Annotated in this window: 13 protein-coding genes; all 13 read left to right on the top strand. The window is 39.7% G+C overall.

What is annotated here, in order from left to right; genetic code table 11:
* Positions 1-551: 551 nt before the first annotated feature.
* The 13 genes from BM107_RS21025 (at position 552) to BM107_RS20965 (ending at position 25,880) form a co-directional block, all read left to right on the top strand.
* Positions 552-1,949: an aminopeptidase P family protein gene (locus BM107_RS21025; RefSeq protein ID WP_090987003.1), complete on the top strand. Its 1,398-nt coding sequence runs from the start codon at positions 552-554 to the stop codon at positions 1,947-1,949.
* Between the two features lie 676 nt (positions 1,950-2,625).
* The gene (locus BM107_RS21020) at positions 2,626-4,296 is read left to right on the top strand and encodes a M1 family metallopeptidase (RefSeq protein ID WP_090987016.1); all 1,671 of its coding nucleotides are present in this window, start codon (positions 2,626-2,628) and stop codon (positions 4,294-4,296) included.
* 333 nt (positions 4,297-4,629) lie between these two features.
* Positions 4,630-5,547 carry a dihydrodipicolinate synthase family protein gene (locus BM107_RS21015; RefSeq protein WP_090987002.1) on the top strand — a complete coding sequence of 306 codons (918 nt, stop codon included), beginning with the start codon at positions 4,630-4,632 and terminating at the stop codon, positions 5,545-5,547.
* Positions 5,548-5,561: 14 nt separating this feature from the next.
* Positions 5,562-7,148, top strand: coding sequence for an aldehyde dehydrogenase (NADP(+)) (locus BM107_RS21010; protein ID WP_090987001.1), 1,587 nt, complete (start codon positions 5,562-5,564; stop codon positions 7,146-7,148).
* Positions 7,141-8,142, top strand: a complete 1,002-nt coding sequence (locus BM107_RS21005; RefSeq protein WP_090987000.1) for a 4-hydroxyproline epimerase — start codon at positions 7,141-7,143, stop codon at positions 8,140-8,142. Before BM107_RS21010 ends, BM107_RS21005 begins: the two co-directional genes overlap by 8 nt.
* A gap of 38 nt (positions 8,143-8,180) precedes the next feature.
* Positions 8,181-9,422 (top strand): NAD(P)/FAD-dependent oxidoreductase, encoded by a 1,242-nt coding sequence (locus tag BM107_RS21000; protein WP_090986999.1) that lies wholly within the window; start codon positions 8,181-8,183, stop codon positions 9,420-9,422.
* A 476-nt stretch (positions 9,423-9,898) separates the two neighbouring features.
* Positions 9,899-10,801 (top strand): AraC family transcriptional regulator, encoded by a 903-nt coding sequence (locus BM107_RS20995; protein ID WP_090986998.1) that lies wholly within the window; start codon positions 9,899-9,901, stop codon positions 10,799-10,801.
* Between the two features lie 76 nt (positions 10,802-10,877).
* Positions 10,878-12,653 (top strand): DUF885 family protein, encoded by a 1,776-nt coding sequence (locus BM107_RS20990; protein ID WP_090986997.1) that lies wholly within the window; start codon positions 10,878-10,880, stop codon positions 12,651-12,653.
* 43 nt (positions 12,654-12,696) lie between these two features.
* Entirely contained in the window at positions 12,697-14,145 is a 1,449-nt protein-coding gene (locus tag BM107_RS20985; protein WP_090986996.1) for an APC family permease, read from the top strand.
* Between the two features lie 76 nt (positions 14,146-14,221).
* Entirely contained in the window at positions 14,222-16,513 is a 2,292-nt protein-coding gene (locus tag BM107_RS20980) for a S9 family peptidase (protein ID WP_090986995.1), read from the top strand.
* Positions 16,514-16,803: 290 nt separating this feature from the next.
* Entirely contained in the window at positions 16,804-17,589 is a 786-nt protein-coding gene (locus BM107_RS20975; protein ID WP_090986993.1) for an NIPSNAP family protein, read from the top strand.
* Between the two features lie 754 nt (positions 17,590-18,343).
* Complete coding sequence (locus tag BM107_RS20970; RefSeq protein WP_090986990.1) at positions 18,344-22,471, top strand: hybrid sensor histidine kinase/response regulator transcription factor; 4,128 nt, start codon at positions 18,344-18,346, stop codon at positions 22,469-22,471.
* Positions 22,472-22,697: 226 nt separating this feature from the next.
* On the top strand, positions 22,698-25,880 hold the full coding sequence (locus BM107_RS20965; protein ID WP_090986988.1) for a SusC/RagA family TonB-linked outer membrane protein: 3,183 nt from the start codon (positions 22,698-22,700) through the stop codon (positions 25,878-25,880).
* The last annotated feature ends 5 nt before the right edge of the window (positions 25,881-25,885 follow it).

Genomic DNA, 25,885 nt, shown 5'->3' with positions numbered 1-25,885 from the left:
GAGTCTCCGACTTGTTCTTTCGCTATTGAGTTTAAAACTCAACACCATTCATCAATCCGTAGTGACGCTGCGCTTAACACTACGGATAGAATTGAGCAAAATGGAGATAATGATTAGATAATAAGAAAATCTAATTATGATTTATTTGAATAAGATAATGAGCAGTTTGAAGTTTCTATATTATAAATAGATTTAATACAGTTCATTATATAAATTGATAATCAAATTGATAAAATTATTATAATACCTTTTTCAACACGATCTGCTAATAAAAAATTGTTAACATAATAAGTAATACTTTAAATGAAATATGTCAATTTTGTAAATTACAATTATTTATATATAAATTATTTAAATAACAAGCATGACAGCAGTGTACGGCTTAATTTTTAGCTGATTCTTCATTTCTATTTCGTCAAAATGAAATTTATTGTGACTTTTATGGCGGATTAATAGCTTATAATTTGCAGATACATCCCATATTTTAGCCATTGCAATTAATTGTTATTGAATAAAATTAGCTTTTGGGATATTTGCTTAACTGAAAAAATATGTTTGAAAAGAAAGTTTACCTCGAAAGAAGAGCAGCATTAAAATCAAAAATAAATTCGGGAATATTACTCTTTTTGGGTAATGAAGATAGCCCGATGAATTATAAGGACAATACCTATCATTTTAGGCAGGATAGTACCTTTTTATATTATTTTGGTATCAACGATCCATCCTTAGGCGCCATTATTGACCTGGATGAAGAGGAGACGATTCTTTTCGGTGACGAGATGGGTATTGATGATATTGTATGGATGGGCAGGCAGAAAACACTTGAAGAAAAAAGCCTGGATGCTGGCCTAACCAAAGTATTGCCCTATGCACAGCTAAACACTTACCTTAAACAATACTTAGATAAAAAACGTGAGATTCATTTCTTACCACCTTACCGATCTGAGAATAAAATTAAATTGGCCAGCTGGCTCAACCTGTCTATTGATCAACTTAAAGAAAAAGCTTCAATTGGTTTTATTAAGGCGGTAGTAGCACAACGGTCTGTTAAATCTGTTGAAGAAGTTGAAGAATTGGATCGTGCTGCGGCAATATCTGCCGATATTCATTTAATGGTGATGCAGCAGGCTAAACCTGGTATGTATGAACGTGAACTTGCCGCTAAAATTCAAGGTGCTGCATTAGCTTCGGGTGGCAATCTGGCCTATCCTGTTATTTTAACCGTTCGCGGAGAGATTTTGCATAACCATTACCATGGCAATCAGCTCAGGGAAGGACAACTGGTATTAAACGATTCAGGTGTAGAAACCGCTTTAGGTTATGCTGGCGATCTTACACGTACTTTTCCTGTAGGTAAGAAATTTACCGCTGAGCAAAAAGATGTTTATGATATTGTATTGAATGCTTATACGCATGGCAAAAATATGCTGGCCCCGGGCGTGAGGTATTTAGATGTACATTTGGCTTCTTGCAAAATGCTGGCGCAGGGTTTAAAGGATATTGGCCTGATGAAGGGTAATATAGAAGATGCGGTACAGGCCGGTGCGCATGCCATGTTCTTCCAATGTGGAACCGGACATATGATGGGCTTAGATGTACATGATATGGAAGATTTGGGTGAGCAGTATGTGGGCTATACAGACGAGCTGACCAAAAATACTACCCAGTTTGGCTTAAAATCGTTAAGGTTGGGCAAAGCGCTGGAAAAAGGATATGTGTTAACGGTAGAACCAGGTGTGTATATTATTCCGGAACTGATCGATCGTTGGAAAGCCGCTAATCAGTTTGCCGAATTTATTAACTACGATAAATTAGAGCAATTTAGAAACTTTACCGGCATCAGGGTTGAAGATGATTTTCTGATTACAGAAAATGGAAGCCGTATGCTGGGGAAATATTTGGCCATAACTACTGAAGAAATAGAATCGGTTAGAAGCGAAGCCTATTAGGATGGGCGGCTCTTTGGAATAAAGGTTTTTTTGTTTTGGAGCGCAGGGTCATTCGTTTTTTTTCAAAGGAGGTTCCTGCCATCCGCTTTATTCCGATGAAGGATCGGAATGCCCGCTCCTGTCAGGGCTAAAAACACAGGCTGATGCACGGGATAGAAACGGAGTGTTTAGCAACAGATCCAGGTTAAATAAACCTGATAGAATGGATGCTTTCGATTTAAGTAACTTGCTTTGGTTGCTTTACGGTATGCTTGCTTGTTGCACAGGTTTCATCGGAGCAGGAGGGATAGCAGGACTGGTGGAACCAATGAAAAACCGCAATTGCTTTTCAAACTGATATTTATGCGCTGATAATAAGAAAATGTATTAAGATAACAGCAGTTTTGTTTTGGAGCGCAGGGTCATTCGTTTTTTTTTAAAGGAGGTTCCTGCCATCCGCTTTATTCCGATGATGGATCGGAATGCCCGCTCCTGTCAGGGCTAAAAACAAGGCTGATGCACGGGATAGAAACTGGGTGTTTAGCACAAACCCGGGTTAAATAAACCTGATAGAACGGATGCTCCCGATTCTTCATCGGAGCAGGAGGGATAGCAGGGCTGTCGTAACCGATGAAAAGCTGAAAGTGCTTTTCAAATTAAGCATACGCTATTGCAACATGATAACCAGCAAAAAAATATGAAAAAAATAATCTCCTTAAACCTAGTTTTCTTAACGTTGAGTACCCTGCTATTTGCGCAGTCACCAACAAAAGTTTATACTTTGGCCGACACCCTAAGGGGCAGCCTGAATGCCGAACGGACCTGGTGGGATGTACAGCGTTACGAACTGGCTGTTAAGCCAGATTACAATGATAAAAGCATCATGGGTTCAAATAAGATCGTTTATAAAGTAGTGCATCAAAATAATGGCAACACCCGCATTCAGATCGATTTGCAGGAACCCCTAATTATTGACAGCGTTTTATATAATGGCGGTTCAAAGTTAAAATTCGAACATGTAGGCAGTGTGTGGTATGTACATGTACCTGCACAAAAGTTATCTGCTTTGAATAATGTCCATATTTTTTACCATGGAAAGGTACATCAGGCCAAAAGAGCACCCTGGGATGGTGGTTTTATTTTTACTACCGACTCGCTTTCGCGGCCGTGGATGACAGTGGCCTGCCAGGGCTTAGGTGCTTCTGTGTGGTATCCGAATAAAGATCATCAAAGCGACGAACCGGATTTAGGTGCTTCTTTAACCATGACCGTTCCGGATACGTTGATCGTGGTGGGTAATGGCCGCCTGGTATTTAAGAAAGATAATCACGATGGTACCGCTACCTATCAGTACAACGTTAAAAATCCGATCAGCAATTATTGCATTATTCCTTACATTGGCAAATACGTAAATTTTAAGGAGAAATATGCCGGAGAAAAGGGCGCACTTGATGTGAACTATTGGGTACTGGATTATAATTACCCCAAAGCGAAAACCTACATGCCTGATCAGGTACATAAAATGATGAAAAGCATGGAGTATTGGTTCGGGCCTTATCCTTTTTATGAAGATGGTTATCAGTTGATCGATGCTTCGCATACGGGTATGGAACATCAATCTGCCGTTTCTTACGGCAACGGTTATAAATTTGGCTATAGAGGTAAAGATATGTCTGGTAATGGTTGGGGTTTAAAGTGGGATTTCATCATCATTCATGAAAGTGGGCACGAATGGTTTGGCAACAACATTACCACTAATGACCTGGCCGATATGTGGGTGCATGAAAGTTTCACCAACTACAGCGAAACACTTTTTGTAGATTATACCTTTGGCACTAACGCTGGAAACGAGTATAATTTCGGTATTAGAAAAGGTATCAGAAATGATAGCCCCATTATTCCGCCTTATGGCGTAAATGCACAAGGCAGCGGCGATATGTATCCAAAAGGAGGCAATATGCTGCATTCCATCAGGCATAGTTTAAATAATGATCAGCTTTTTAGATCTATATTGCGCGGACTAAACCAAACTTTTTATCATCAAACGGTAACTACTGCGCAGATTGAAAATTATATTTCTAAAAAAGCGGGTTATAATTTTTCAAAAGTTTTTGATCAGTATCTTCGTACGGTGCAGATTCCGGTATTCGAATATTACCTTAAAGATGGCAAGGCGTTTTACCGGTATAGCAATTGTGTTAAGGGTTTCAACCTGCCTTTAAGTCTGAAAAAAGAAGGCGTTACAACATTAAAAATTATACCTTCGCAAAACTGGCAGCAGGTTGCGCTGGCTAAAGGGCAGGATGCACTTTTTACAACATCGGGTATTGAATTTATGTATTACCTTCAGGTGAAAAATACAAAATAAATATCTTCGGATAGAATAGGCAACAGGTGTTTTTCTATTCAGCTGATTTAGAGGAGGTGTTCCGTAATAGGATAACTTTTTTATTCATCTCTCGTTCTTTTTATTAATGAATTTTGCTTTCCAATACCAGATTTATCTGGTTGAAGTGGCGCATTTACGACCATTATCGGTTAAAATCTAACAATATTGCTGCCTGGTGATTTCCTAACTTTGAACATCAGTTAGACGCATTGATTGTGGATCAATGATGAGCTAATATTTGCCGATGGATCCTGGCTTTTTGGGAATTGGCGAGATGAATTTTGAAAATATTTATTAAAACATAACATTAAAATGAGTATCAAATGGACTGGGGTTTTCCCGGCTGTAACCACTAAATTTACAGCAAATGATGAGTTAGATTTTCCTGCGTTCGATTTAAATATCGAAGCGCAATTAGAAGCAGGTGCTGAAGGAATTATATTAGGTGGATCGCTAGGCGAAGCCAGTGTACTAACGGATGAAGAAAAGTTTGGTTTGTTATCACATACCTTAACAGTGGTAAATGGTCGCGTTCCGGTTTTATTGAATATTGCAGAATCAACTACAAAAAAAGCAATCGAAGTAGCTAAAAAAGCAGAATCACTTGGTGCGCAAGGTTTAATGTTGTTGCCGCCAATGCGCTATAATGCTGCTCCGGATGAAACGTTAGCCTTTTTTGGTGCTGTTGCAGAAAGCACCAGTCTGCCGATCATGATTTATAACAATCCTGTTGATTATAAAATCGAAGTAACTTTGGACATGTTCGAGGTTTTAACCAAATACGACAACATCCAGGCCATCAAAGAATCAACAAGAGATGTATCAAACGTAACCAGATTGATCAACCGTTTTGGCGACCGTTTTAAAATCTTTACCGGAGTAGATCCATTAGCAATGGAAAGTATTGTAATGGGTGCACATGGATGGGTTGCAGGTTTGGTTGATGCTTTCCCTAGAGAAACCGTTGCTATTTTCAGGTTGGTTAAAGAAAATCGCATTGCCGAAGCATTAAAAATTTACCGTTGGTTTTTACCTGTGCTTGAGTTGGATATTCATGCAAAATTGGTACAATACATTAAATTAGCAGAGGTGGCAACCGGATTGGGAACTGAGGCGGTTCGTGCACCGCGTTTACCATTAAGTGGCGCAGAAAGAGAGAAAGTATTGAAAATTATTAATGATGCATTAGCTATTCGTCCGGAATTACCTGCAGGTAGTTGGGGCAAATAGTTTAAAAACCAAATATGAACGGAAAAAATATTGTAGCCGGTACTTATATTGAAGTTAATGAAAAAAGCCTTAAAGCTGTTAATCCCGCAACGGGATTAACGCTTGATGGCGAATTTTTCAAAGCTAACGAGAAACTGGTTGATGATGCCTTAACAGCAGCAACAGCTGCTTTTCAAAGCTACAGAAACTTAAACAAAGATCTTAAAGCCGCATTTTTAAATGCCATTGCAGATGAAATTGCCAATCTTGGTGAAGAACTGGTAAACAGGGCTTCAGCAGAAAGTGGTTTGCCTTTAGCCCGTTTACAGGGTGAGTTGGGCAGAACTACGGGTCAATTAAGGTTATTTGCCAGTTTGGTTGCAGAAGGCTCTTGGGTTGATGCCATTATTGATACGGCATTACCTGACAGACAGCCTTTACCAAGACCAGATATCAGGCGAATGCTCATTCCAATCGGACCAGTGGTGGTTTTTGGTGCAAGCAACTTTCCGCTTGCTTTTTCTGTTGCAGGCGGCGATACCGCATCGGCACTAGCCTCTGGCTGTCCGGTGGTGGTTAAAGCGCATCCCGCACATTATGGAACCAGTGCTTTGGTAGGTGGTGCCATTATTAAAGCAGCAGAAAAAACGGGAATGCCTAAAGGTGTTTTCTCTTTGTTATATGATGATGGTTACGCTGTTGGTGCTGGGCTGGTTCAACATCCCTTAACCAAAGCCGTAACGTTTACCGGTTCGTTTAAAGGCGGTATGGCCTTAATTAATCTTGCTCAACAACGCGAACAACCAATTCCGGTTTTTGCAGAAATGGGCAGTATTAACCCGGTAATTTTTCTTCCGTTAGCCATAGAAAACCAAGCAGAAGAACTGGCTAAAAAATATGCTGCATCCATTACCTTGGGAGCAGGTCAGTTTTGTACCAATCCCGGGTTATTGTTAGCCGTACAATCACCTGCACTCGAAAACTTTAAGACTGCTTTAAAAGAGGCCATTTCAACCGTTCCATCGGCAACCATGCTTACCGAAGGTATTGCCCATAATTATGGCAAACTTTCTGCTGAGGTTGTAAATGAAGATGGTGTTGTGCTTTTATCGGCATCAACGGTGAAAAATATGGAACTTCAAAATCAATCAGAAGCGAAAATAGCTCAGGTAAGTGCTGCCGATTTTATTAAAAATCCAAAACTACGCGAAGAAATTTTCGGGCCATATTCTCTGTTGGTTGTTGCCCGGGATCATGCTGAACTGGAGCAGGCCGTTGAAGTGTTAGAAGGTCAGCTTACCGTTACCTTAATGGCCGAAAAACAGGAGCTTAGAGATTACCAGGCTTTGGTAAACAAGTTAACTGATAAAACCGGAAGAATTATACTGAATGGTGTGCCTACAGGTGTAGAAGTTTGTGCGGCCATGCAACATGGTGGTCCATTCCCCGCAACCAACGATAGTCGTTTTACTTCTGTAGGCTCTACCGCTATCAATCGTTTCGTCAGGCCTTTGGCTTATCAGGATTGGGAGCAGGAATTGTTGCCGGATGAATTGAAAGATGGCAACCCGCTGGGTATTTTCAGAACGGTCAATCAACAATTAACGAAATCTCATGAGTAAAACCTTTTTTTGTGTAGATGCACATACCTGTGGAAATCCGGTTAGGTTAGTGGCAGGTGGAGGGCCTCAGCTTACCGGCTCGAACATGAGCGAAAAGCGCCAGCATTTTCTACAAGAATTTGACTGGATCAGGAAAGGCCTGATGTTCGAACCACGCGGGCATGATATGATGTCGGGTAGTATTTTATATCCACCTCATGATCCGGCTAATGATGTAGCGGTACTTTTTATCGAGACCAGTGGCTGTCTGCCAATGTGTGGGCATGGTACTATCGGTACCATTACCATTGCTATTGAAGAAGGGCTCATCCAACCGAAAATACCAGGGCAGATCAGAATGGAAGCGCCAGCAGGATTGGTATTGATCGAGTACAAGCAGGAAGGAAAAAAAGTAAAGTCTGTTAAGCTGAAAAATGTAGCTTCTTATCTCGCTGCAGAAAATCTTCAGGTTGAATGTCCGGATTTGGGTACGCTTACTTTTGATGTAGCTTACGGAGGAAATTTCTATGCCATCGTCGATCCGCAGGAGAATTTTCCGGGATTAGAAAATTACAGTGCTTCGCAGTTGATTAGCTGGAGCCAGATCATCAGAAAACGCATCAATGAACTCTACAGCTTTGTTCATCCTCACGATCCTACAATAAACGGCTGTAGCCATATATTATGGACGGGAAAAACTATTGATCCTACATCAACAGCCAGAAATGCTGTTTTTTATGGTGATAAAGCCATTGATCGTTCGCCATGCGGAACCGGTACTTCTGCCCGTTTGGCACAGTGGTTTGCCAAAGGAAAGCTAAAACAGGGAGAGGATTTTATCCATGAGAGTTTTATTGGAAGTAAATTTATCGGAAAAGTAGAAGAAGTTGTTGACCTGAATGGAATCCAGGCCATTATACCAAGTGTAGAAGGCTGGGCAAAAGTTTACGGCTACAATACCATCAAAATAGATCCCGAAGATGATCCATATGCATATGGGTTTCAGGTGATCTAAAAGTAAAAAAAGAAATATCAGCAGAATAAGTTAAAAGCATGTCGAAAGTATTAATTATAGGTGGTGGAATAGTAGGTCTGACGTCAGCATATTATTTGCAGAAAAGGGGCTACGAAGTAACAATTTTGGATAAGGGAGATATTACCGACAACTGCTCATTTGGTAATGCAGGGATGATTGTGCCGAGCCATTTTGTTCCTCTGGCAGCGCCGGGGATGATACAGCAGGGGATCCGCTGGATGTTCGATAGCAAAAGCCCCTTTTATGTGCGCCCTTCATTAAACGCAAACCTCGTTAGCTGGGGCTTGAAATTTATGAAACATGCCACGGCAAAACATGTAAGCCAGGCGGCAGTACCATTACGTGATTTATCTTTGCTGAGCAAAAAACTATATGAGGGCCTGGCTAAAGAGCCGGAGTTCGATTTCGAATTAACCAAAAACGGCATTCTGGCATTTTACAAAACAGAAAAAGCTGCTGAAGAGGAGGCGCATTTAGCTGCACGTGCAATAGAGCTTGGCCTGGATATGGCCGTACTTACTGCCGATGAATGCCGTGCTTTACAGCCAGATTTAAAATTAGATGTTTTGGGAGCAGTACACTATCGTTGTGATGCCCATCTTTACCCAACAAAATTGATGGACGCCCTGCTCAAATATCTAATAAAGAATGGCGTTAATATACAGCGTAACAAAGAAGTTGATAAAATTGAAACATCAGGAAATCGCATTACGAAAGTTTTTGCGGGTAATACCTCCTGGGAAGCAGATGAATATATTTTAGCGACCGGTTCGTGGTCGCCTGCAGTGGCCAAAATGGCCGATGTTAAAATATCTTTAATGCCAGGTAAGGGTTATTCATTTATGGAGCCCGAACCTCAGCAACGTGTAACTATCCCGGCATTGTTATGTGAAGCCAGGGTGGCCATCACACCAATGAACGGTCAGATCAGGTACGGCGGAACAATGGAATTAGATAAGATCAATACCCGCATTAATATGCAACGGGTTAAAGGGATTGTTGAATCCGTTCCGGCATATTTTCCTGATTTAAAACCTGCGGTTCCTGCAGAAAAAGATATCTGGTATGGTTTCCGTCCCTCATCACCTGATGGTTTGCCATATATTGGCAGATGTAAAAAAAGAGAAAACCTGATCATTGCTACCGGCCACGGCATGATGGGCTTAAGCTTAGGACCTGCAACAGGTTTGTTGGTTAGTCAGATCGTTTCAGGCATCGCAACTGATATAAATATTGAACCCTACGCATTGGCTCGATAATTTTTAGATTTAAGTTAGTCGGTTTAATTTAGTCGGGATTTGTAATCCCGACTTCAACTTTTCAGTCCTATAATAGTAGATTACTCTGTTGGTCGGGATTTGTAATCCCGACGCTCTTCGTTCTTTTATGGATTCTAAATCCATAGTTCGTTGGGTCCGGATTACAAATCCGGACCAGCCATTCCGTTAGTCGGGATTTATAATCCCGACACCTTTCAAGCACTGCGTTTCGGTTGCCCATCCGGATCAACGCATTGCTAAGCAATTGGTTTTCTTTTGAGCTCCTGCTATAAAATGATTTATAGTCCTTTAACTACGTTAATAGTAATTAATGAGTGGTCAGTTTGTTGATATAATCCGTCATATTTTATCAAATTATAGCAGTATTTTAACCTTATCTGAGTTTTATTGGGTTATTTGAGTTAATATTTATATATTCAATTCATAATAACCAACCAAACCAAACTAACTGGATTATGAAAGTATTACCTTTTACCATGCTTGTTCCTGATGACAAAAGTGTGATATCGGAACAAATCGAATCTCCCTATTTTTATCAATACCTGCACCGCCACGATGAATGGCAGATCACGTATATAGAAAAAGGTGAGGGGACATTAATTGCTGGAAATGATATGCATGCCTTCCGGTCTGGAGATGTTTTTTTAATTGGAGCCAAACTTCCACATCTGTTTAAAAGTAATCCCGAGTATTTCGCCATCGACAGTAATAAAACCATTAAAGCATGTTCTATTTACTTTAATCCGAATGGCATATTAGCTGCTTTGTTTAATCTCCCTGAAATGAAGCTGGCCAGTGCTTTTTTAGCTAAAAACAAGCATGGTTTCAAAGTTCCGGCTGCATTTACCAAAAACATAGTAGGTAAAATGCTGAATGTGCACCAGGCAGCAGGGGTTGATGTATTGTTTAACTTCCTGAAAATGGTTAACAGCCTTCAGGATTTGAATGAGAATGTAGAACCTTTATGCTCCGATATGTATTCTTCCAACGTAACCGAAAATGAAGGTATGCGTTTAAGTAAGATCATTAATTTCATCACCGAAAACTACAACAGCCAGATTTCATTAGAAGATGTAGCCAATGCGGCGTTTATGACGCCTCAGGCTTTCTGCAGGTATTTCAAAAAACATACCGGTCATACTTTTGTGTCATTTTTAAATGAAGTAAGAATCAATGATGCCTGCAAAAGTCTGATATCGGGAGAAAAAGCGGATTGCATTTCAGGCGTAGCCTATAAAGCTGGTTTTAATAGCATTACCAATTTTAATAGGGTGTTTAAAAGTATTATCGGCCAATCACCAAGAGCATATATTGATACCTATAACAATGTAAGCAGGGTGAACTACATCGGCGCTTAAACAACTGCTTTTTTAATATAATGTAACCATTTTTTACAAATGGAGGCAATGCTATTGCCTGTTTTAACCAAACCACATGCAAAATAAACTAAACCTTTTTGCCCTTTTGTTATTGGTGTGCCTGTTATCGGGCCCTTTTGCGTGGGCTCAAACTTCAAATGAAAGTTTGTACGAACAAACCAGCGAAATGGGTACGCTGATTGTAGGTTACCAAAAGGATGTTGATGCCATTAACGATTTCTACTTTCCTTATTCAGCAGGTGTAACTTATTCTTATCCACTGGCTACTTTTAAAAGTCCGGCTCAAAGGAAACGCCTGCAGGATATTAATCACGATTACCTAAACAAGCTAAAAGCTGCGCAATTTGAAAATTTCAGCATTTATGGCAAGGTGGATTATATTCTGCTTAAAAAACAGATCGAATCGTCGGTTTGGCTTTTAAGTAGAGAAGAAACAGATTATAATGCCTTATCAAAGTATTTTACCTTTGCCGACGCCATTTACGCACTCGAAAACCTAAGAAGAAGAGGTACTTATCAGGATGGTGCACTGCTGGCCGCCGGGATAGAAAAAATTGCAAAACAAGTTGATTCCCTAAGCCTGAATTTTAAAAAAGGGGCACTTAAACCCGATCAGCTTAAAATGGCAAAAGCCATCAGTTTGAGTTTGAAACATCGGTTAAAGGGCTTTTACCAATTTTATATGGATTATGAGCCGGGTTTTACCTGGTGGGTGCCTAAACCTTACGAGAAATTAGACCTTGCCTTAGCCAATTACGCCAAACTTTTTGATGATGTTGATGCCATTCCTGCTGTAAAATCAAGTAAACCGGAAATTAAAGGAAATCCTATTGGACGAGAAGAACTCATCAGGCAGTTAAATGCTGAGCTTATTCCCTATACACCTGAAGAACTGATTAAGCTTGCCGAAAAGGAATTTAAGTTTTGCGATGAAGAGCTTTTAAAAGCATCAGCCGCTATGGGTTATGGCAATGACTGGAAAAAGGCACAGGAAAAAATCAAAAATAGCTATGTGCCATTGGGCAGGCAGCCGGAATTGATTGTAAAATTACAGGATGATGCCCTCAATTTTATCAAAGCCAATAATCTGATCAATATTCCGGCACTTGCAGAAGAAACCTGGGGTATGGTGATGATGTCTGCCGAAAGACAATTGGTGAATCCATTTTTCACAGGTGGGCGCGAAATCAGCATTTCCTATCCAACCAATACAATGGAGGAAGACGATAAGTTAATGAGTATGCGTGGTAACAATCCTTATTTTTCGAGAGGAACGGTGCAACATGAACTTTTACCAGGCCACCATTACCAGTATTTTATGAATAGCAGATATAAAAGCTATCGCGATCCTTTTCAAACCCCTTTTAGCATAGAGGGCTGGCCTTTATACTGGGAACTTTTGCTTTACGATAAAGGTTTTGCCAAAACACCTGAGGAAAAAATGGGTATGCTTTTCTGGCGGATGCACCGTTGTGCCAGGATTCTGTTTTCGCTGAACTTTCACCTGGGCAGGTGGACTCCTCAGCAGTGTGTGGATTTTCTGGTCGACCGTGTAGGGCACGAACGTGTCAATGCAGAAGGTGAGGTCCGCCGATCTTTCAAAGGCGATTATAGCCCTTTATACCAAGTAGCCTACCTTACCGGCGGTCTTCAGCTCTTTGCGCTGAAAAAAGAGCTGGTAGATAGTGGCAAAATGAGCTTTAAGGATTTTCATGATGCCGTGATAAAACAAAACTTAATCCCTGTCGAAATGATCAGGGCTACTTTAACCAATCAGCCTTTAACCCGCGACTTCAAAACCTCATGGTATTTTTACGATCAGCTTAAGTAAATAAAATCAACAACCAACCTTCGAACCACCAAGCAAACACAACATGACAGAAAAAGAAACCACACAATTTAAACCCTCGCTTAAGCTGATGGATGCAACGATGCTTGTAGCCGGAAGTATGATCGGCTCGGGTATTTTTATTGTAAGTGCAGATATTACCCGAAATGTAGGCAGCTCTGGCTGGCTATTAGTGGTTTGGCTGATTACAGGCTTTATGACGCTAACGGCTGCATTGAGTTATGGTGAATTAAGTGCCATGTTCCCAAAAGCGGGAGGACAGTATATTTATTTAAAGGAAGCGTACAACCCGCTGATCAGTTTTTTATATGGCTGGAGTTTTTTCACGGTTATCCAAACCGCAACGATTGCCGCCGTAGGTGTTGCATTTGCCAAATTTACTGCTTATCTCATACCTGCGTTGAGTGAAGATTTAGTTGCTGTCGATTTAGGTTTTTTTACCATTTCACCCGCACAACTGTTGGCCATTGGCGTAATTATTTTGCTCACCTATATCAACAATAGGGGGGTAAATGGGGGTAAAGTTATCCAAACAACTTTCACGGTGGCTAAATTGTTAAGTTTATTTGGTCTGATCGCTTTTGGACTTTTCTTTCTGGATAAGGGAATCTGGAAAACCAATTGGGAAAATATGTGGGTTTTAGGACCGTTATCTGCTGACGGAAGTATTGGTTCTTACACCACTTTCGCGGCTTTCGGTGCCATCGCTGCAGCGATGGTGGGTTCAATATTCAGCAGCGATTCCTGGCATAATGTGACCTTTATCGCCGGCGAAATTAAAAATCCTGCACGCAATATCGGTTTAAGTTTAGCTTTAGGAACCATTATCGTAACCGTACTCTACCTCCTCACCAACGTAATGTACACCGGGGTGCTTTCATTGCAAGATATTGCCCATGCAGATAAAGATCGGGTAGCTGTTTCAGCCGCCAACCATATTTTCGGTACAGCCGGTACTATCATTATTGCTTTAATGATTATGGTTTCAACCTTTGGTTGTAATAATGGTTTAATTATGGCTGGTGCAAGGGTATATTATTCCATGGCCAAAGATGGACTTTTCTTTAAAAAAGTGGGTACACTCAATAAAAATGCAGTCCCGGGATTTGGATTATGGATACAATGCATTTTTGCCTGTTTATGGTGCATTAGCGGAAAATACAGCGACCTGCTGGATATGATTTCTTTTGTGGTGGTCATGTTTTACATGCTTACCATTTTCGGAATCTTTATCCTCCGTAAAAAACGCCCTGAGGCAAACAGGCCTTACAAAGCCTTTGGTTACCCGGTGCTGCCAATCGTTTATATCCTGATGGGACTTGCCTTTTGCATACTGCTGATCATTTTTAAACCCAAATTTACCTGGCCAGGATTAATCATCACTTTAATGGGAATTCCGGTTTATTATCTGATTAGAGGAGGTATCGTACGTCAGGAATTGAAAACGAAAGATCCGGTTGATGTAAAGGGTTAAAATATTAACGATATTCATCAAAATTCAAAAAAGACCTGCAAAATAGCAATACTATATTTACCACAAAAAATCTGTAATGAGCATTTACGCGACCGTTAAAAAATCAATAGCCTTTACTTTATTAAGTTTTGTTTCCGTTCAGTTGCTTGCACAGCAAACCAAGTTGCAACCTTATCAGCCTAATGCTGCTGAAGTGGCAGCTGCTTACCAGTTATCCTTAAAAATGGATACTACATTACGAAATATTCCAACCAACAATGAAATTACCCCCTTCTGGAAAAAAGATGGTACTGCATTCTGGTATAAGAAGAATCTTCCTGATAGAACATGGGAATATTATTATGTAGATGCGGCAACAGGTAAGCGCCAAGTTGCATTTGATCATAATAAACTGGCACAAAATATAGAAAAGCTTACCGGTAAAAAGCAGAACCCGGTAAAAATTCAGCTTGGAGAGCTATATTTTGCCGATCAGGGTACTGCAAAATTAAAAATAGCCGATAAATGGTATCAGTTAAACCTGAGCAATAATAATTTAACCAATACCACCGATAGTAATATTTATCGGTACAATGCCAGGCGGCCTTTACAACAACGCAGATCGCGCTGGCAGGGAAACCGCGAAATCAAAAAATCGCCTGATGGCAAAAGCGAAATCCTGATCCGTGGTGGCAATCTGTTTGTAATTGATCTGGCTACAAAGGCAGAAACCCAATTAAGTACTGATGGTAGTGTCGATAAACCTTATGGTGAATTTGCCTGGTCGCCTGATAGCAAAGACATAGTTGCCTATAAAATCGATCCGAAAGAAATTAAAAATGTATATTATGTTTTAAGTTCTGTTCCGGGTACCACACGTGGTGAGTTAAAAACGAGAGAATATGCACAGCCTGGTGATGACTTTACTGCTTATCAGCCCTATGTTTTTAACGTAGCGAAGAAAACGGCCATCAAGGTTGATGCAGACCCGATTGATTTCTTTGGTGCTCCAGAACTGCATTGGCGCAATAATAACAGCAGATATTATACTTATGAGAAAGTAGATCGTGGCCACCAGCGTTTCAGGGTAATCGAAGTAGATGTTTTAACAGGGAAAACCAGAAACATCATCGACGAGAAAACCAAGACCTTCATTTATGAAAGTCGCATTTATACCAGATACCTGCCCAAAACAAATGAAATATTGTGGACAAGCGAGCAAGATGGCTGGCAACATCTTTATCTGGTAAATGCCTTAACCGGAAAGCAGCAGTTAATTACAAAAGGAAATTATGTGGTTAGGGACATTGATAGTGTAGATATTGTAAAACGTCAGGTATGGTTCAGGGCAAATGGCATGCATGCTGGTGAAGATCCTTACTTTATCCATTACTACAGAATCGGCTTTGATGGTAAAGGACTGGTAAACCTCACACCAGAAAAAGGTAACCATAGCCTCAGCTTCTCGCCTGATCGAAAATATTATATTGATACTTACTCTCAGGTAAATGTACCACCTGTTAGCGAATTAAGGCTTACTGAAAGCACCAAAAAAGTAAGTGAAATAGAACATGGAAAAACAGATGCCTATTTAGCTACAGGGGTTAAACTGCCAGAAGTATTTGTAGCCAAAGGAAGAGATGGCAAAACCGATATATGGGGAATTGTTTGCTTACCTTCAAAAATGGATCCTAACAAAACATACCCTGTTATCGAAAATATTTATGCAGGTCCTCACGATAGTTTTGTGCCAAAAAGTTTCTTGCCAGCCAGTGAAATGCAGAGCATAGCCGAATTAGGTTTTATCGTGGTGCAGATTGACGGAATGGGTACGGCCAACCGCTCTAAAGCTTTTCATGATGTATGCTGGAAAAACATAGCCGACTCCGGATTTCCTGACCGGATATTATGGATGAAAGCCATGGCGCTTAAGTATCCAAATGCGGATATTTCTAAAGTAGGGATTTATGGCACTTCGGCGGGTGGACAAAGCTCTACTGGTGCACTGTTATCGCATCCTGAGTTTTATAAAGCTGCAGTTTCAGCCTGTGGCTGTCACGATAATCGCATCGATAAACAATGGTGGAACGAACAATGGATGGGCTATCCGGTAGGGCCGCATTATGCCGAACAATCTAATATTACCAACGCGGCTAAATTACAGGGCGATCTGTTTTTAATTGTTGGTGAAGCAGACGAAAATGTACCACCAGAATCGACCTATAGATTGGCTGATGCACTGATCAAAGCCAATAAAAATTTCGATATTTTGAGCATTCCAGGCATGGGACACAGCGATGGAGGTGTTTATGGACGTAGGCGTAAACGCGATTTCTTTGTGAAACATTTATTAAATGCCGAAGCGCCAAATCCAAATATTGCAAAGTAGGGTTGGTTTGTTGGTCATTGGTTTGTTGGTTCATTAGTCATTAGTTAATTAGTCATTAGTTCACTGGTTTATTGGTCATTAGTTTATTAGTCATTGGTTCTCTGTTTATTGGCTCATTGGTCATTGGTTCGATAGCAAGTGTCAATAGCAAACTGTCAACTGCAAATTGTAAACTGATAACTGCAAACTGAAATAAGCATTTTATTGGAACGAAAAGGATAAAAATGGAAAATTAATAAAGTTTTACCCGAAAACTTTATTAATTTTCCATCTTAACAATCAATCCTAACATGTTGTCCAAAATCAAAATATCTTGTCTGTTTTTATTTTTACTGTTATCCAGTGCATTTGCGGCTAATGCCTCAATAGATTTCTATCAGATCAAAATTTACCACCTCAAAACCGATGCCCAGGAAAAGGCAGTAGACGATTATTTGCAAAAAGCGTATTTGCCTGCATTACATCGCAATGGAATAGCGAAGGTGGGTGTGTTTAAGCCAATAGTAAGCGATCAGGCCGGAATTACCGAAAAACTCATTTATGTATTTATTCCACTAAAATCGCTTAATGGAATTTTGGAACTGGATAAAAAACTGTCAAAAGACAAACAATATGCTGTTGATGGTAAAGCTTATCTTGATGCAATTTACAACGATGCCCCTTTTGAGCGGCTGGAATCTATTGTATTGAAAGCTTTTGAAGATGCACCTCATTTTATGCTGCCCAATATAAAATCGCCAATGAAAGAACGGGTTTACGAATTAAGAAGCTACGAAGCACCCACGGAGAAATATTTTCAGAACAAAGTGCAAATGTTTAACAAAGGCGACGAGATTGGTTTATTTAAAAGGTTAAATTTTAATGCGGTATTTTATGGGGAAGTAATTGCCGGAAGCCGCATGCCTAACCTCATGTATTTAACCACTTTTGAAAACAAAGCCGATAGAGATGCACACTGGAAAGCCTTCTCAGCAGATGATTATTGGAAAAAACTATCGGCTATGCCAGAGTATCAGCATAATGTTTCTAAAAACGATACCAAATTTGTTTATCCAACAGACTATTCTGATTTATAAAAAAGGCAAAAGCTTAAAGACTAAAGCTGGAAGGTAAAGTAAATGCCATGTAAATCTGTGTTTCCGCGGCAAACAATGCTACCTGTAAAGATCCTGAAACGATTCTAAATGGTTGATACATTATAGGATTGAATCTTTATCTCAATTTCTTTAGCATGGTCGTCACCCTGAATTTATTTCAGGGTCTTTCATGTTGAAATGATTACGGACGAATTGAGTATTACGATTGCTTAAATTGAACAAGAAAATCTTAAATTTTTAACTCCATGTTTCCGTGGCAAAACAATGCTACCTTTAGAGATCCTGAAACAAGTTCAGGAGGACGATTGCATGAAGACAATTGCAGAAACAGAACTGTAAACTCTCAGTTTTATTCACTCCGTGCAATACAGTGTTTCCGTGGCAAAACAATGCTACCGGTATAGATCCTGAAACAAGTTAAGGAGGACGATTACATAAAGACAATTGCAGAAACAGAACCGTAAACTCTCAGTTTTATTCACTCCGTGCAATGCTGTGTTTCTGTGGCAAAAAATGATGCAATTGGAAAGATTCTGAAAGAAGTTGTCACTTCGAGCGTCCTATAAATATTCGATCGTCATTCGGCCGGAGCAGCGCGGAGTGAAGAGATCTCAATAAATTATCCTTCAGGATGACGATTGCGGGGGTGTGGAATGTATGGATTGAACCATACCTCGGCAAATTGTATCTTTACACCCGCTAACCAATTTTTAGCTATTGGTTTGCCTTTTTAATGATGAAATTTATCAAAGCATTTGGTTTTACCCTGCAATGCCTGCTGTTTTTTAGCAGCATCAAAGCACAGGTAAAGGATCAAACGGCTATTCCGGAACATTATGTACTTAAAACATACGGTATTAATGACGGTCTCCCCTCTAAAAATACCACTGTTGCACTAAAAGATAAAAGAGGTTTTGTCTGGATCGGTACAGAAAACGGCCTCTGTAAATTTGATGGTTATTCTTTCAAAATTTATGTAAACATCGCTGGCGATAGCACTTCCTTAACCAATAACTACATCAATGCAATGGTAGAGGATAGCCATGGCGTGTTTTGGGTGGGTACCATGAACGGCTTAAACAGGTTCGATCCGGTTACCGAGAGATTTGAACGTTTTTACCATAAAGAAAACAGTAAAACGTCCCTCAGCAATAACAAGATCTGGTCTCTGCTGATCGATAAAACAAACAAATTATGGGTAGGTACCGATGATGGATTTAATCTTTACAACAGCAAATCAAAAACATTTAAGGTTTATCAGCCCGATCCCAAAAATGCTTATGCCATTAAAGGAAAATCGGTGAATGCCATTGCCGAAGATGCGTCTGGCAATTTATGGCTCGGCAACTGGAGCAATGGGCTGAATAAATTCGATCAAAAAACAAAGCGGCTTACCAATTATATGCAAAAGGAAATCGCCGGTCAAAAAAATCCAAATGACATCTGGACGCTTTGCATCGACAATGAGGGAATGATCTGGATCGGGTGTTATTGGAAAGGCGATCTGTTCCGTTTTGATCCTGAAAAGGAGATGTTTACCACTTACAATAGCGGTAATACAGGTAATGCTGCTGTGTTTAACGTTTTGAGTTTAAGTGCCGGAAAATTACTGGTAGGCGGAAGTGCAGGAATATTTTGGATAAATACGAAACTCAATAAATGGGATAAAATAGATAAACTCGAATTTTTTGCCAATGGAAGCTTTTATCGTGATAAAACCGGCATGATCTGGCTATGTGGTAAAAATGGTCTTAGTAAAATCGATTTTAACCAGTACAAGTTTAATTTCACCTCACTTCCTTTCGGACAGGCAGACATCAAATCAATCATTAGCAATGAGGGCAATTTTTGGCTGGGTAGCAACAAAGGCCTTTATAAATATAATCCGGATAACCGCTCCTTTACCAGACTTTCGCACAATAACAACTTAAACAGTTTATCCAGTAACGATATTATTAAGCTGTCTGTTGATTTGAAAGGTGATTTATGGGTAATGAGCGAGAATGGATTTGACCGTTATAACGAAAAAGAGAACAAATTTCTACATCACCACCATCGTTCTGCACTGGGTATTTTTTTCAATGAAGATGTTTTTAGGGATCTGATAGAAGTAAACCATGGCGAATATTATTTAGCTACGGATGCCGGCTTAAAAATCTATAACGATAAAACCAAAGCTTACACGCATTATTATAACGATCCCAAAAATTTAAGCTCATTGAGTAACAACCATTTAAACTGCCTTTTAAAAGATGCGCAGGGCAACATCTGGATAGGAACCTACGGCAGTGGCTTAAGCCGTTTTAACCCTAAAACCAAAAAGTTTACAAATTACAGGATCGATAATTCAAAAAAAGGCGGCATTAGCAATAATATTGTAATTCGTCTTTATCAGGATTCGCATCAAAATATTTGGATCTGCACCCGGGATGGATTGAATAAATATGTAGCCAAAACAAATACTTTCGAGGTATATTCAAAACAAAATGGTTTTGCCAGCAATGTTTTTACCGACCTGGTAGAAGATAACAATGGCAAGTTATGGGTAACTACCGAGCAAGGTATTTCGCTTTTCGATCCGGTATCCAACACGGTTAAAAATTATGATGAAAAGGACGGCGTTTATGCCAATGAAGCCATTTGCAAAAATGCTAAAGGAGAAATTTATGTGGCAGGTAACAAAGGCATCGTTTATTTTAACCCACAACAACTCAAATATAATAAAGAAGCGCCTGCGGTTTACTTTTCTGATTTTTCGATTTTTAACAAACTGATTCTCCCTGGCGACGATTCCCCTTTAAAATTACCTGTTTACATGACGAAAAGTATTACCCTGCCTTACGATCAGAGTGTGCTTTCTTTCGGTTTTGTGGCCCTGAACTATACACTGTCAGAAAAAAACCAATATGCTTATTTTCTGGAAGGTTTTGATAAAAAATGGAATTATAGCGGTAGTGAACATAAAGTAACCTATACCAACTTAAATCCCGGTAAATACACCTTAAGGATCAGGGCATCAAACAATGATGGCATTTGGAATATGACCGGAAATTCGCTCCAGATCATCATTACGCCACCTTGGTACCGCACCTGGTGGGCTTTTTGTTTATATGGTTTGGCTTTCTTTGGTATGGTGTATGCTTATCTTAAATATCGCGAGCACCAATCTGATTTAAAATTTCAGATTAAACTGGCCCACATAGAAAGCGAAAAAGAAAAGGAGCTGAGCGAGAAGAAACTATCTTTCTTTACCAACGTATCGCACGAGTTCCGCACACCGCTTACCTTAATTATCAATCCGGTTAAAGAACTTTTGTACAAAAATGATAATAACGTTGATACTACCGATTTAAATATTGTATACCGGAATGCCAAGCGGCTGTTAAGTTTGGTTGATCAGCTATTGTTGTTTAGGAAGGCAGATACTTATGGCGAAAAGTTAAAGGTAGCACCGATAAATCTGGTAAATCTGTGTAAAGAGGTATTTCTTTGTTTTATACATCAGGCCCGGTCAAAAAATATAACGCTTGAGTTTAGCTGTATCGATGAGATGATTGCTTTTTATGCTGACCGCGAAAAAATGGAAATCGTGTTCTTTAACCTGCTTTCAAATGCAATAAAATTTACGCCAGAAGGCGGGACGGTGAAGATGATGGTAGATAACAGCAAGGAAAATGCAATCATTAGTGTTGAAGATTCCGGCTGTGGTATTGTAGAAGTAGCAGGAGAAAAACTGTACGAGAAGTTTTATCAGGATCCCGGTAATAAATCAGCCAAAGGCGGTTTTGGTATAGGTTTATACCTGGCTAAAACTTTTGTTGAAATGCATGGAGGCACCATAAACTACACCAGCGTGGAAAATAAGGGAACTACGTTTAATATTGCTTTATTACGTGGTTTAAGTCATTTTAAAAATGCTGTTATATTGGAGGAGGCGTTAGTGGATACCGAATCTTCGTTGTTCAAAGAATTGATAGAGGATGAGATCAGTGCCAACAAAGTTGTAGAGGCTGCCGAGGGGCAGGTAATCGATAACCAGCTCACCATTGATTCAAAAAGCATGCTTATTATTGATGATAATCTGGAGATCAGAGAATACCTTAAACAGGTTTTTAAAATGGATTATCATCTTTATGAAGCCAGTAATGGAGAAAAAGGTTATGAAATGACGAAAGAGCTGTTACCTGATATTGTGATTTGCGATGTAATGATGGACGGCATGACGGGCATAGAACTATGCAGCAAAATAAAAGAAGATGTTTCCATTTCTCATATCCCGATTATTTTACTTACGGCCATTTCTGCACCGGAAGTTAAACTTAAAGGCATAGAAGGTGGAGCCGACGATTATATCAGTAAACCTTTTGATAAGGATTTTTTAAAAGCAAGGGTGGCCAGTATATTAAAAAGTAAAAACGCACTACAAAAGTACTTTTATAATGAAATTACACTCAACTCCAACCATATTAAAATCTCTGCAGAATATAAGGAGTTTTTGGATAACTGTATCCGCATTGTAGAAGAGCACCTTACCGATACTGATTTTAATATCGATACCTTATCAGCCTTATTGGCGATGTCGAGATCTAATTTATACCGTAAAATTAAATCCATTTCAGGTCAGTCTGCCAACGGCTTTATCCGTTTCATCAGGTTAAGGAAAGCGGCCGAAATTTTTATCAATACTGATAAAACCATTCAGGAAACTTCATACCTGGTAGGCATTACCGATCCCAAATATTTTAGAGAGCAGTTTTATAAATTGTTTAATATAAATCCATCACAGTACATTAAAAAATTCAGGAAGCCATTTTCTAATCATATCCAGATAAACACAACAGGTAAAAAAAGTAAACCATAACTGTATTTACTCCCTGTTTCTCAAAATATGCCTTAAACCCTCATTTAAGCTCATTTTCGGTCTGTTTACCCCTTAAATTTGGATTGTTTGTACCCTTTTTATGTGGTTTGTTAGCGCTACTTTAGCCCCTTATAAAGCAGTTCTATCACTATAAAATCTGATAACAACATTCTGTTAATCTAAGTATAGATCTGATCTGCTAACCAAATATTAATGTGCAAACCAAATGAGAAAAAAAAATCTGAAGGAATTTTCGCCTTTAAAATGCTTTAAAATTAAAGCACTGGCTTTTCTATTTATCTTATCAATTAGTTTACCTGTAGCCGCCTCTTCCTTTGCTATACCGTCAGAAAAAATGAAACTGGCACGCGAGATTGTGGTAACGGGTACTGTTACAAGTGACGGAGTGCCATTTCCGGGAGTAGCAGTTAAGATTAAGGGAACTGAAAAAGCCGTTCAAACCGATGCAAAAGGTAAATATAGCATTAGTGTAGCATCCACAACTGATGTATTGGTTTTTTCTTACGTGGGTTACACCAGTCAGGAACAAACCGTTGGCGATAGAACAACCATTAATGTTCAGCTGAGTGCCGATACGAAAACACTGAACGAATTAGTGGTGGTGGGTTACGGAACCCAGAAGAAAGCAACCCTTACCGGATCAATATCGCAGGTAAAAGGAGCCGACCTGGTGAAAAGTCCGCAACCCAACTTATCCAATTCGTTAGCTGGCCGTTTTTCCGGCGTAGTGATCAACAACAGAAGTGGCGAACCTGGTTATGACGGTTCCAACATCACCATCAGGGGCCTGGCTACCACAGGGAGTAACAATGTATTAATCGTTGTAGATGGAATCCCCGGACAGATTGGTGGACTGGAACGTTTAGATCCTAATGATATTGAAAGTGTTTCGGTACTAAAAGATGCCTCTGCAGCTATTTATGGTAACAGAGCGGCCAATGGTGTTATTTTAGTAACCACTAAAAAAGGTAAAACCGGCAAACCAACTATTAATTATAGTTTTAACCAGGGTTTTAGCTCACCAACAAGGTTGCCCAAAATGGCAGATGCCGCTACTTATGCGCAGATTATGAACGAAATCAATTTTGATTCCAATCCTTCAGGCGGACTTAATCAGTCTTACACGGCAGATCAGATCGAAAAATTCCGTAACGGCTCCGATCCTTTGTTGTACCCTAATACCGATTGGATCGACCAAACATTGAAAAAAACAGCTTTACAGAGCCAGCACAGCCTTTCTGTTAATGGCGGTAGCGAAGATGTTAAATACTATGTTTCATTAGGTACAATTAACCAGGATGGGATTTATAAAAACGGTGCAACCAAGTACAACCAATATAATTTCCGCACAAATGTAGATGCTAACGTATCCAAATACCTAAAATTGGGTTTATCGGTATCGGGCAGACAAGAAAACCGTGTGTTTCCTCAGGTTGGGGCCGGCGATATTTTTAGGTCTATTTACAGGGCAAAACCAATTGTAGCCGCATATTATCCAAACGGTTTACCAACAACTGGTATAGAAAATTCCAATCCTGCGGTACAAGTTACTGATATCGGTGGAACCAGTAAATCACCTACACAGGTTTTAAATGGTATTTTAAGAGCTACTTTTATTATTCCAGGTGTAGAAGGCCTTTCTGTTGATGGTTTCTTTTCGGCTGATAAATCGAATGTATTTACCAAAAGTTTCAACAAACCCTATCTGTTATACCAATACAGTTCTGCATCTCAAACTTATAATAGTGTAATTACGGGTGGCAATAACCAAAGAGCTACCCTGACTGAAAGCCAGAAAAACGAATCATTGCTTACTTCAAACATCAAGCTGAATTACGCACGTCGTTTTAACCTGCACGATATTAATGCATTTGTAGGTTATGAGCAAAGCGAAAACCATTTAGAATATTTCGATGCACAACGTTTTAACTTTCTGTCTACCAATTTGCCCGAACTTTCACAAGGGGGTGCTGCCGCTACCGATTATCTCAACTCGGGTTATAGCACCAACTATAACCGTAAGAGTGTAATTAGCCGTTTAGCTTATAGTTATGATGATAAATACCTGTTTGAAGGACAGTTACGTATTGATGGCTCATCTATATTCCCGGAGGGTAAGCGATATGGTTATTTTCCTTCTGCATCTGTGGGATGGGTGATGTCAAAAGAAAATTGGTTCAGCGATAATGTTAAATTTGTTGATAATCTGAAAATCAGGGCATCATACGGCGCATTGGGTAACGATAATGTGAAAGGTTTCCAGTATTTTGATAATTATGTATTGGTTGGAAATGGATTTGTAGCTCAAAGCCCGGGCGCCACATCATCAACCATACAACCGGGCGTAAACCTGGTTAAACTGGCAAATCCAAACATTACCTGGGAGGTAGCCAAAAAGCTGGATATTGGTATTAATGCCACGGTGTTTAAGAACTTTAGTATTGAGGCCATTTATTTCCAGCAAAAAAGATCTGATATCTTAACCACCCGTAATGCATCAGTACCAGGTTCTTCAGGTATTGTAAATCCATTTAATGATAACAGCGCGAACTATACGCCATTAGTACCTTCAGAAAATATCGGAAAAGTGAATAATGCTGGTTTTGAAGCAACTTTAGGTTATAACCATAACGGCGAAAGTTTCAGATGGAATGCATCAGGTAACTTCACTTATGCTAAAAGTAAAGTGATTTTTATTGATGAAGCCAGCGGAACACTGGATTATCAGCGCCAGACCGGAAGACCGTTAAATGCCGGCCTGCTGTATAATGCCATCGGTATATTTAGAACACAGCAGGAGTTAGATGCTTATCCGCATGTTAGCGGGGCGAAAGTTGGTGATCTTAAATATCTGGATTACAATAATGATGGTAAAATTACTGCCGATGACCAAACCAGAACGCCATATAGCAACATCCCTCAAATTACGTATGGATTTACACTTGGTGCTTCTTATAAAAACTTTGATTTATCGATGGTATTAGCCGGACAAACCCAGGTAAGCCAGTACGTTTTGCCAGAATCAGGTAGTGTAGGTAACTTTTACAGCAGTTGGGCCGATAACAGGTTTAGTGCCGCAAACCCGAACGGAACCTATCCAAGGGTAACCGACCGTGCATCTAATGCCATTAGCGGTGGGCAGTTTAATAATACCTTTTGGTTAAATGATGCCTCGTTCTTAAGGCTTAAAAACGTAGAGCTTGCCTATAACATTAAGGCCAGCTTCTTAGATCGCATCAACGTTTCTGGAGTAAGGGTTTATGCCAGTGCTTTTAACTTATTCACCATTTCTAAAGTGAAAGATTACGATCCCGAAGGAACCAGTGGTAGCGGACAGTTTTACCCTCAGCAACGCATCATTAATTTAGGCGCCAATATTAAATTTTAAACATC

Origin of the sequence: Pedobacter suwonensis (genome assembly GCF_900111825.1) — a bacterium.
Taxonomy (GTDB): Bacteria; Bacteroidota; Bacteroidia; order Sphingobacteriales; family Sphingobacteriaceae; genus Pedobacter; species Pedobacter suwonensis.
This window is presented reverse-complemented; position numbering and strand designations above follow the sequence as displayed.

What these genes read in the sequence shown, in the direction of transcription:
- BM107_RS20965 (WP_090986988.1), top strand. Translation starts at nt 22,698, where the DNA reads ATGAGAAAAAAAAATCTGAAGGAATTTTCGCCTTTAAAATGCTTTAAA.
- BM107_RS20980 (WP_090986995.1), top strand. Translation starts at nt 14,222, where the DNA reads ATGAGCATTTACGCGACCGTTAAAAAATCAATAGCCTTTACTTTATTA.
- BM107_RS21015 (WP_090987002.1), top strand. Translation starts at nt 4,630, where the DNA reads ATGAGTATCAAATGGACTGGGGTTTTCCCGGCTGTAACCACTAAATTT.
- BM107_RS20990 (WP_090986997.1), top strand. Translation starts at nt 10,878, where the DNA reads ATGCAAAATAAACTAAACCTTTTTGCCCTTTTGTTATTGGTGTGCCTG.
- BM107_RS20995 (WP_090986998.1), top strand. Translation starts at nt 9,899, where the DNA reads ATGAAAGTATTACCTTTTACCATGCTTGTTCCTGATGACAAAAGTGTG.
- BM107_RS21000 (WP_090986999.1), top strand. Translation starts at nt 8,181, where the DNA reads ATGTCGAAAGTATTAATTATAGGTGGTGGAATAGTAGGTCTGACGTCA.
- BM107_RS20985 (WP_090986996.1), top strand. Translation starts at nt 12,697, where the DNA reads ATGACAGAAAAAGAAACCACACAATTTAAACCCTCGCTTAAGCTGATG.
- BM107_RS21005 (WP_090987000.1), top strand. Translation starts at nt 7,141, where the DNA reads ATGAGTAAAACCTTTTTTTGTGTAGATGCACATACCTGTGGAAATCCG.
- BM107_RS21020 (WP_090987016.1), top strand. Translation starts at nt 2,626, where the DNA reads ATGAAAAAAATAATCTCCTTAAACCTAGTTTTCTTAACGTTGAGTACC.
- BM107_RS20975 (WP_090986993.1), top strand. Translation starts at nt 16,804, where the DNA reads ATGTTGTCCAAAATCAAAATATCTTGTCTGTTTTTATTTTTACTGTTA.
- BM107_RS21025 (WP_090987003.1), top strand. Translation starts at nt 552, where the DNA reads ATGTTTGAAAAGAAAGTTTACCTCGAAAGAAGAGCAGCATTAAAATCA.
- BM107_RS20970 (WP_090986990.1), top strand. Translation starts at nt 18,344, where the DNA reads ATGATGAAATTTATCAAAGCATTTGGTTTTACCCTGCAATGCCTGCTG.
- BM107_RS21010 (WP_090987001.1), top strand. Translation starts at nt 5,562, where the DNA reads ATGAACGGAAAAAATATTGTAGCCGGTACTTATATTGAAGTTAATGAA.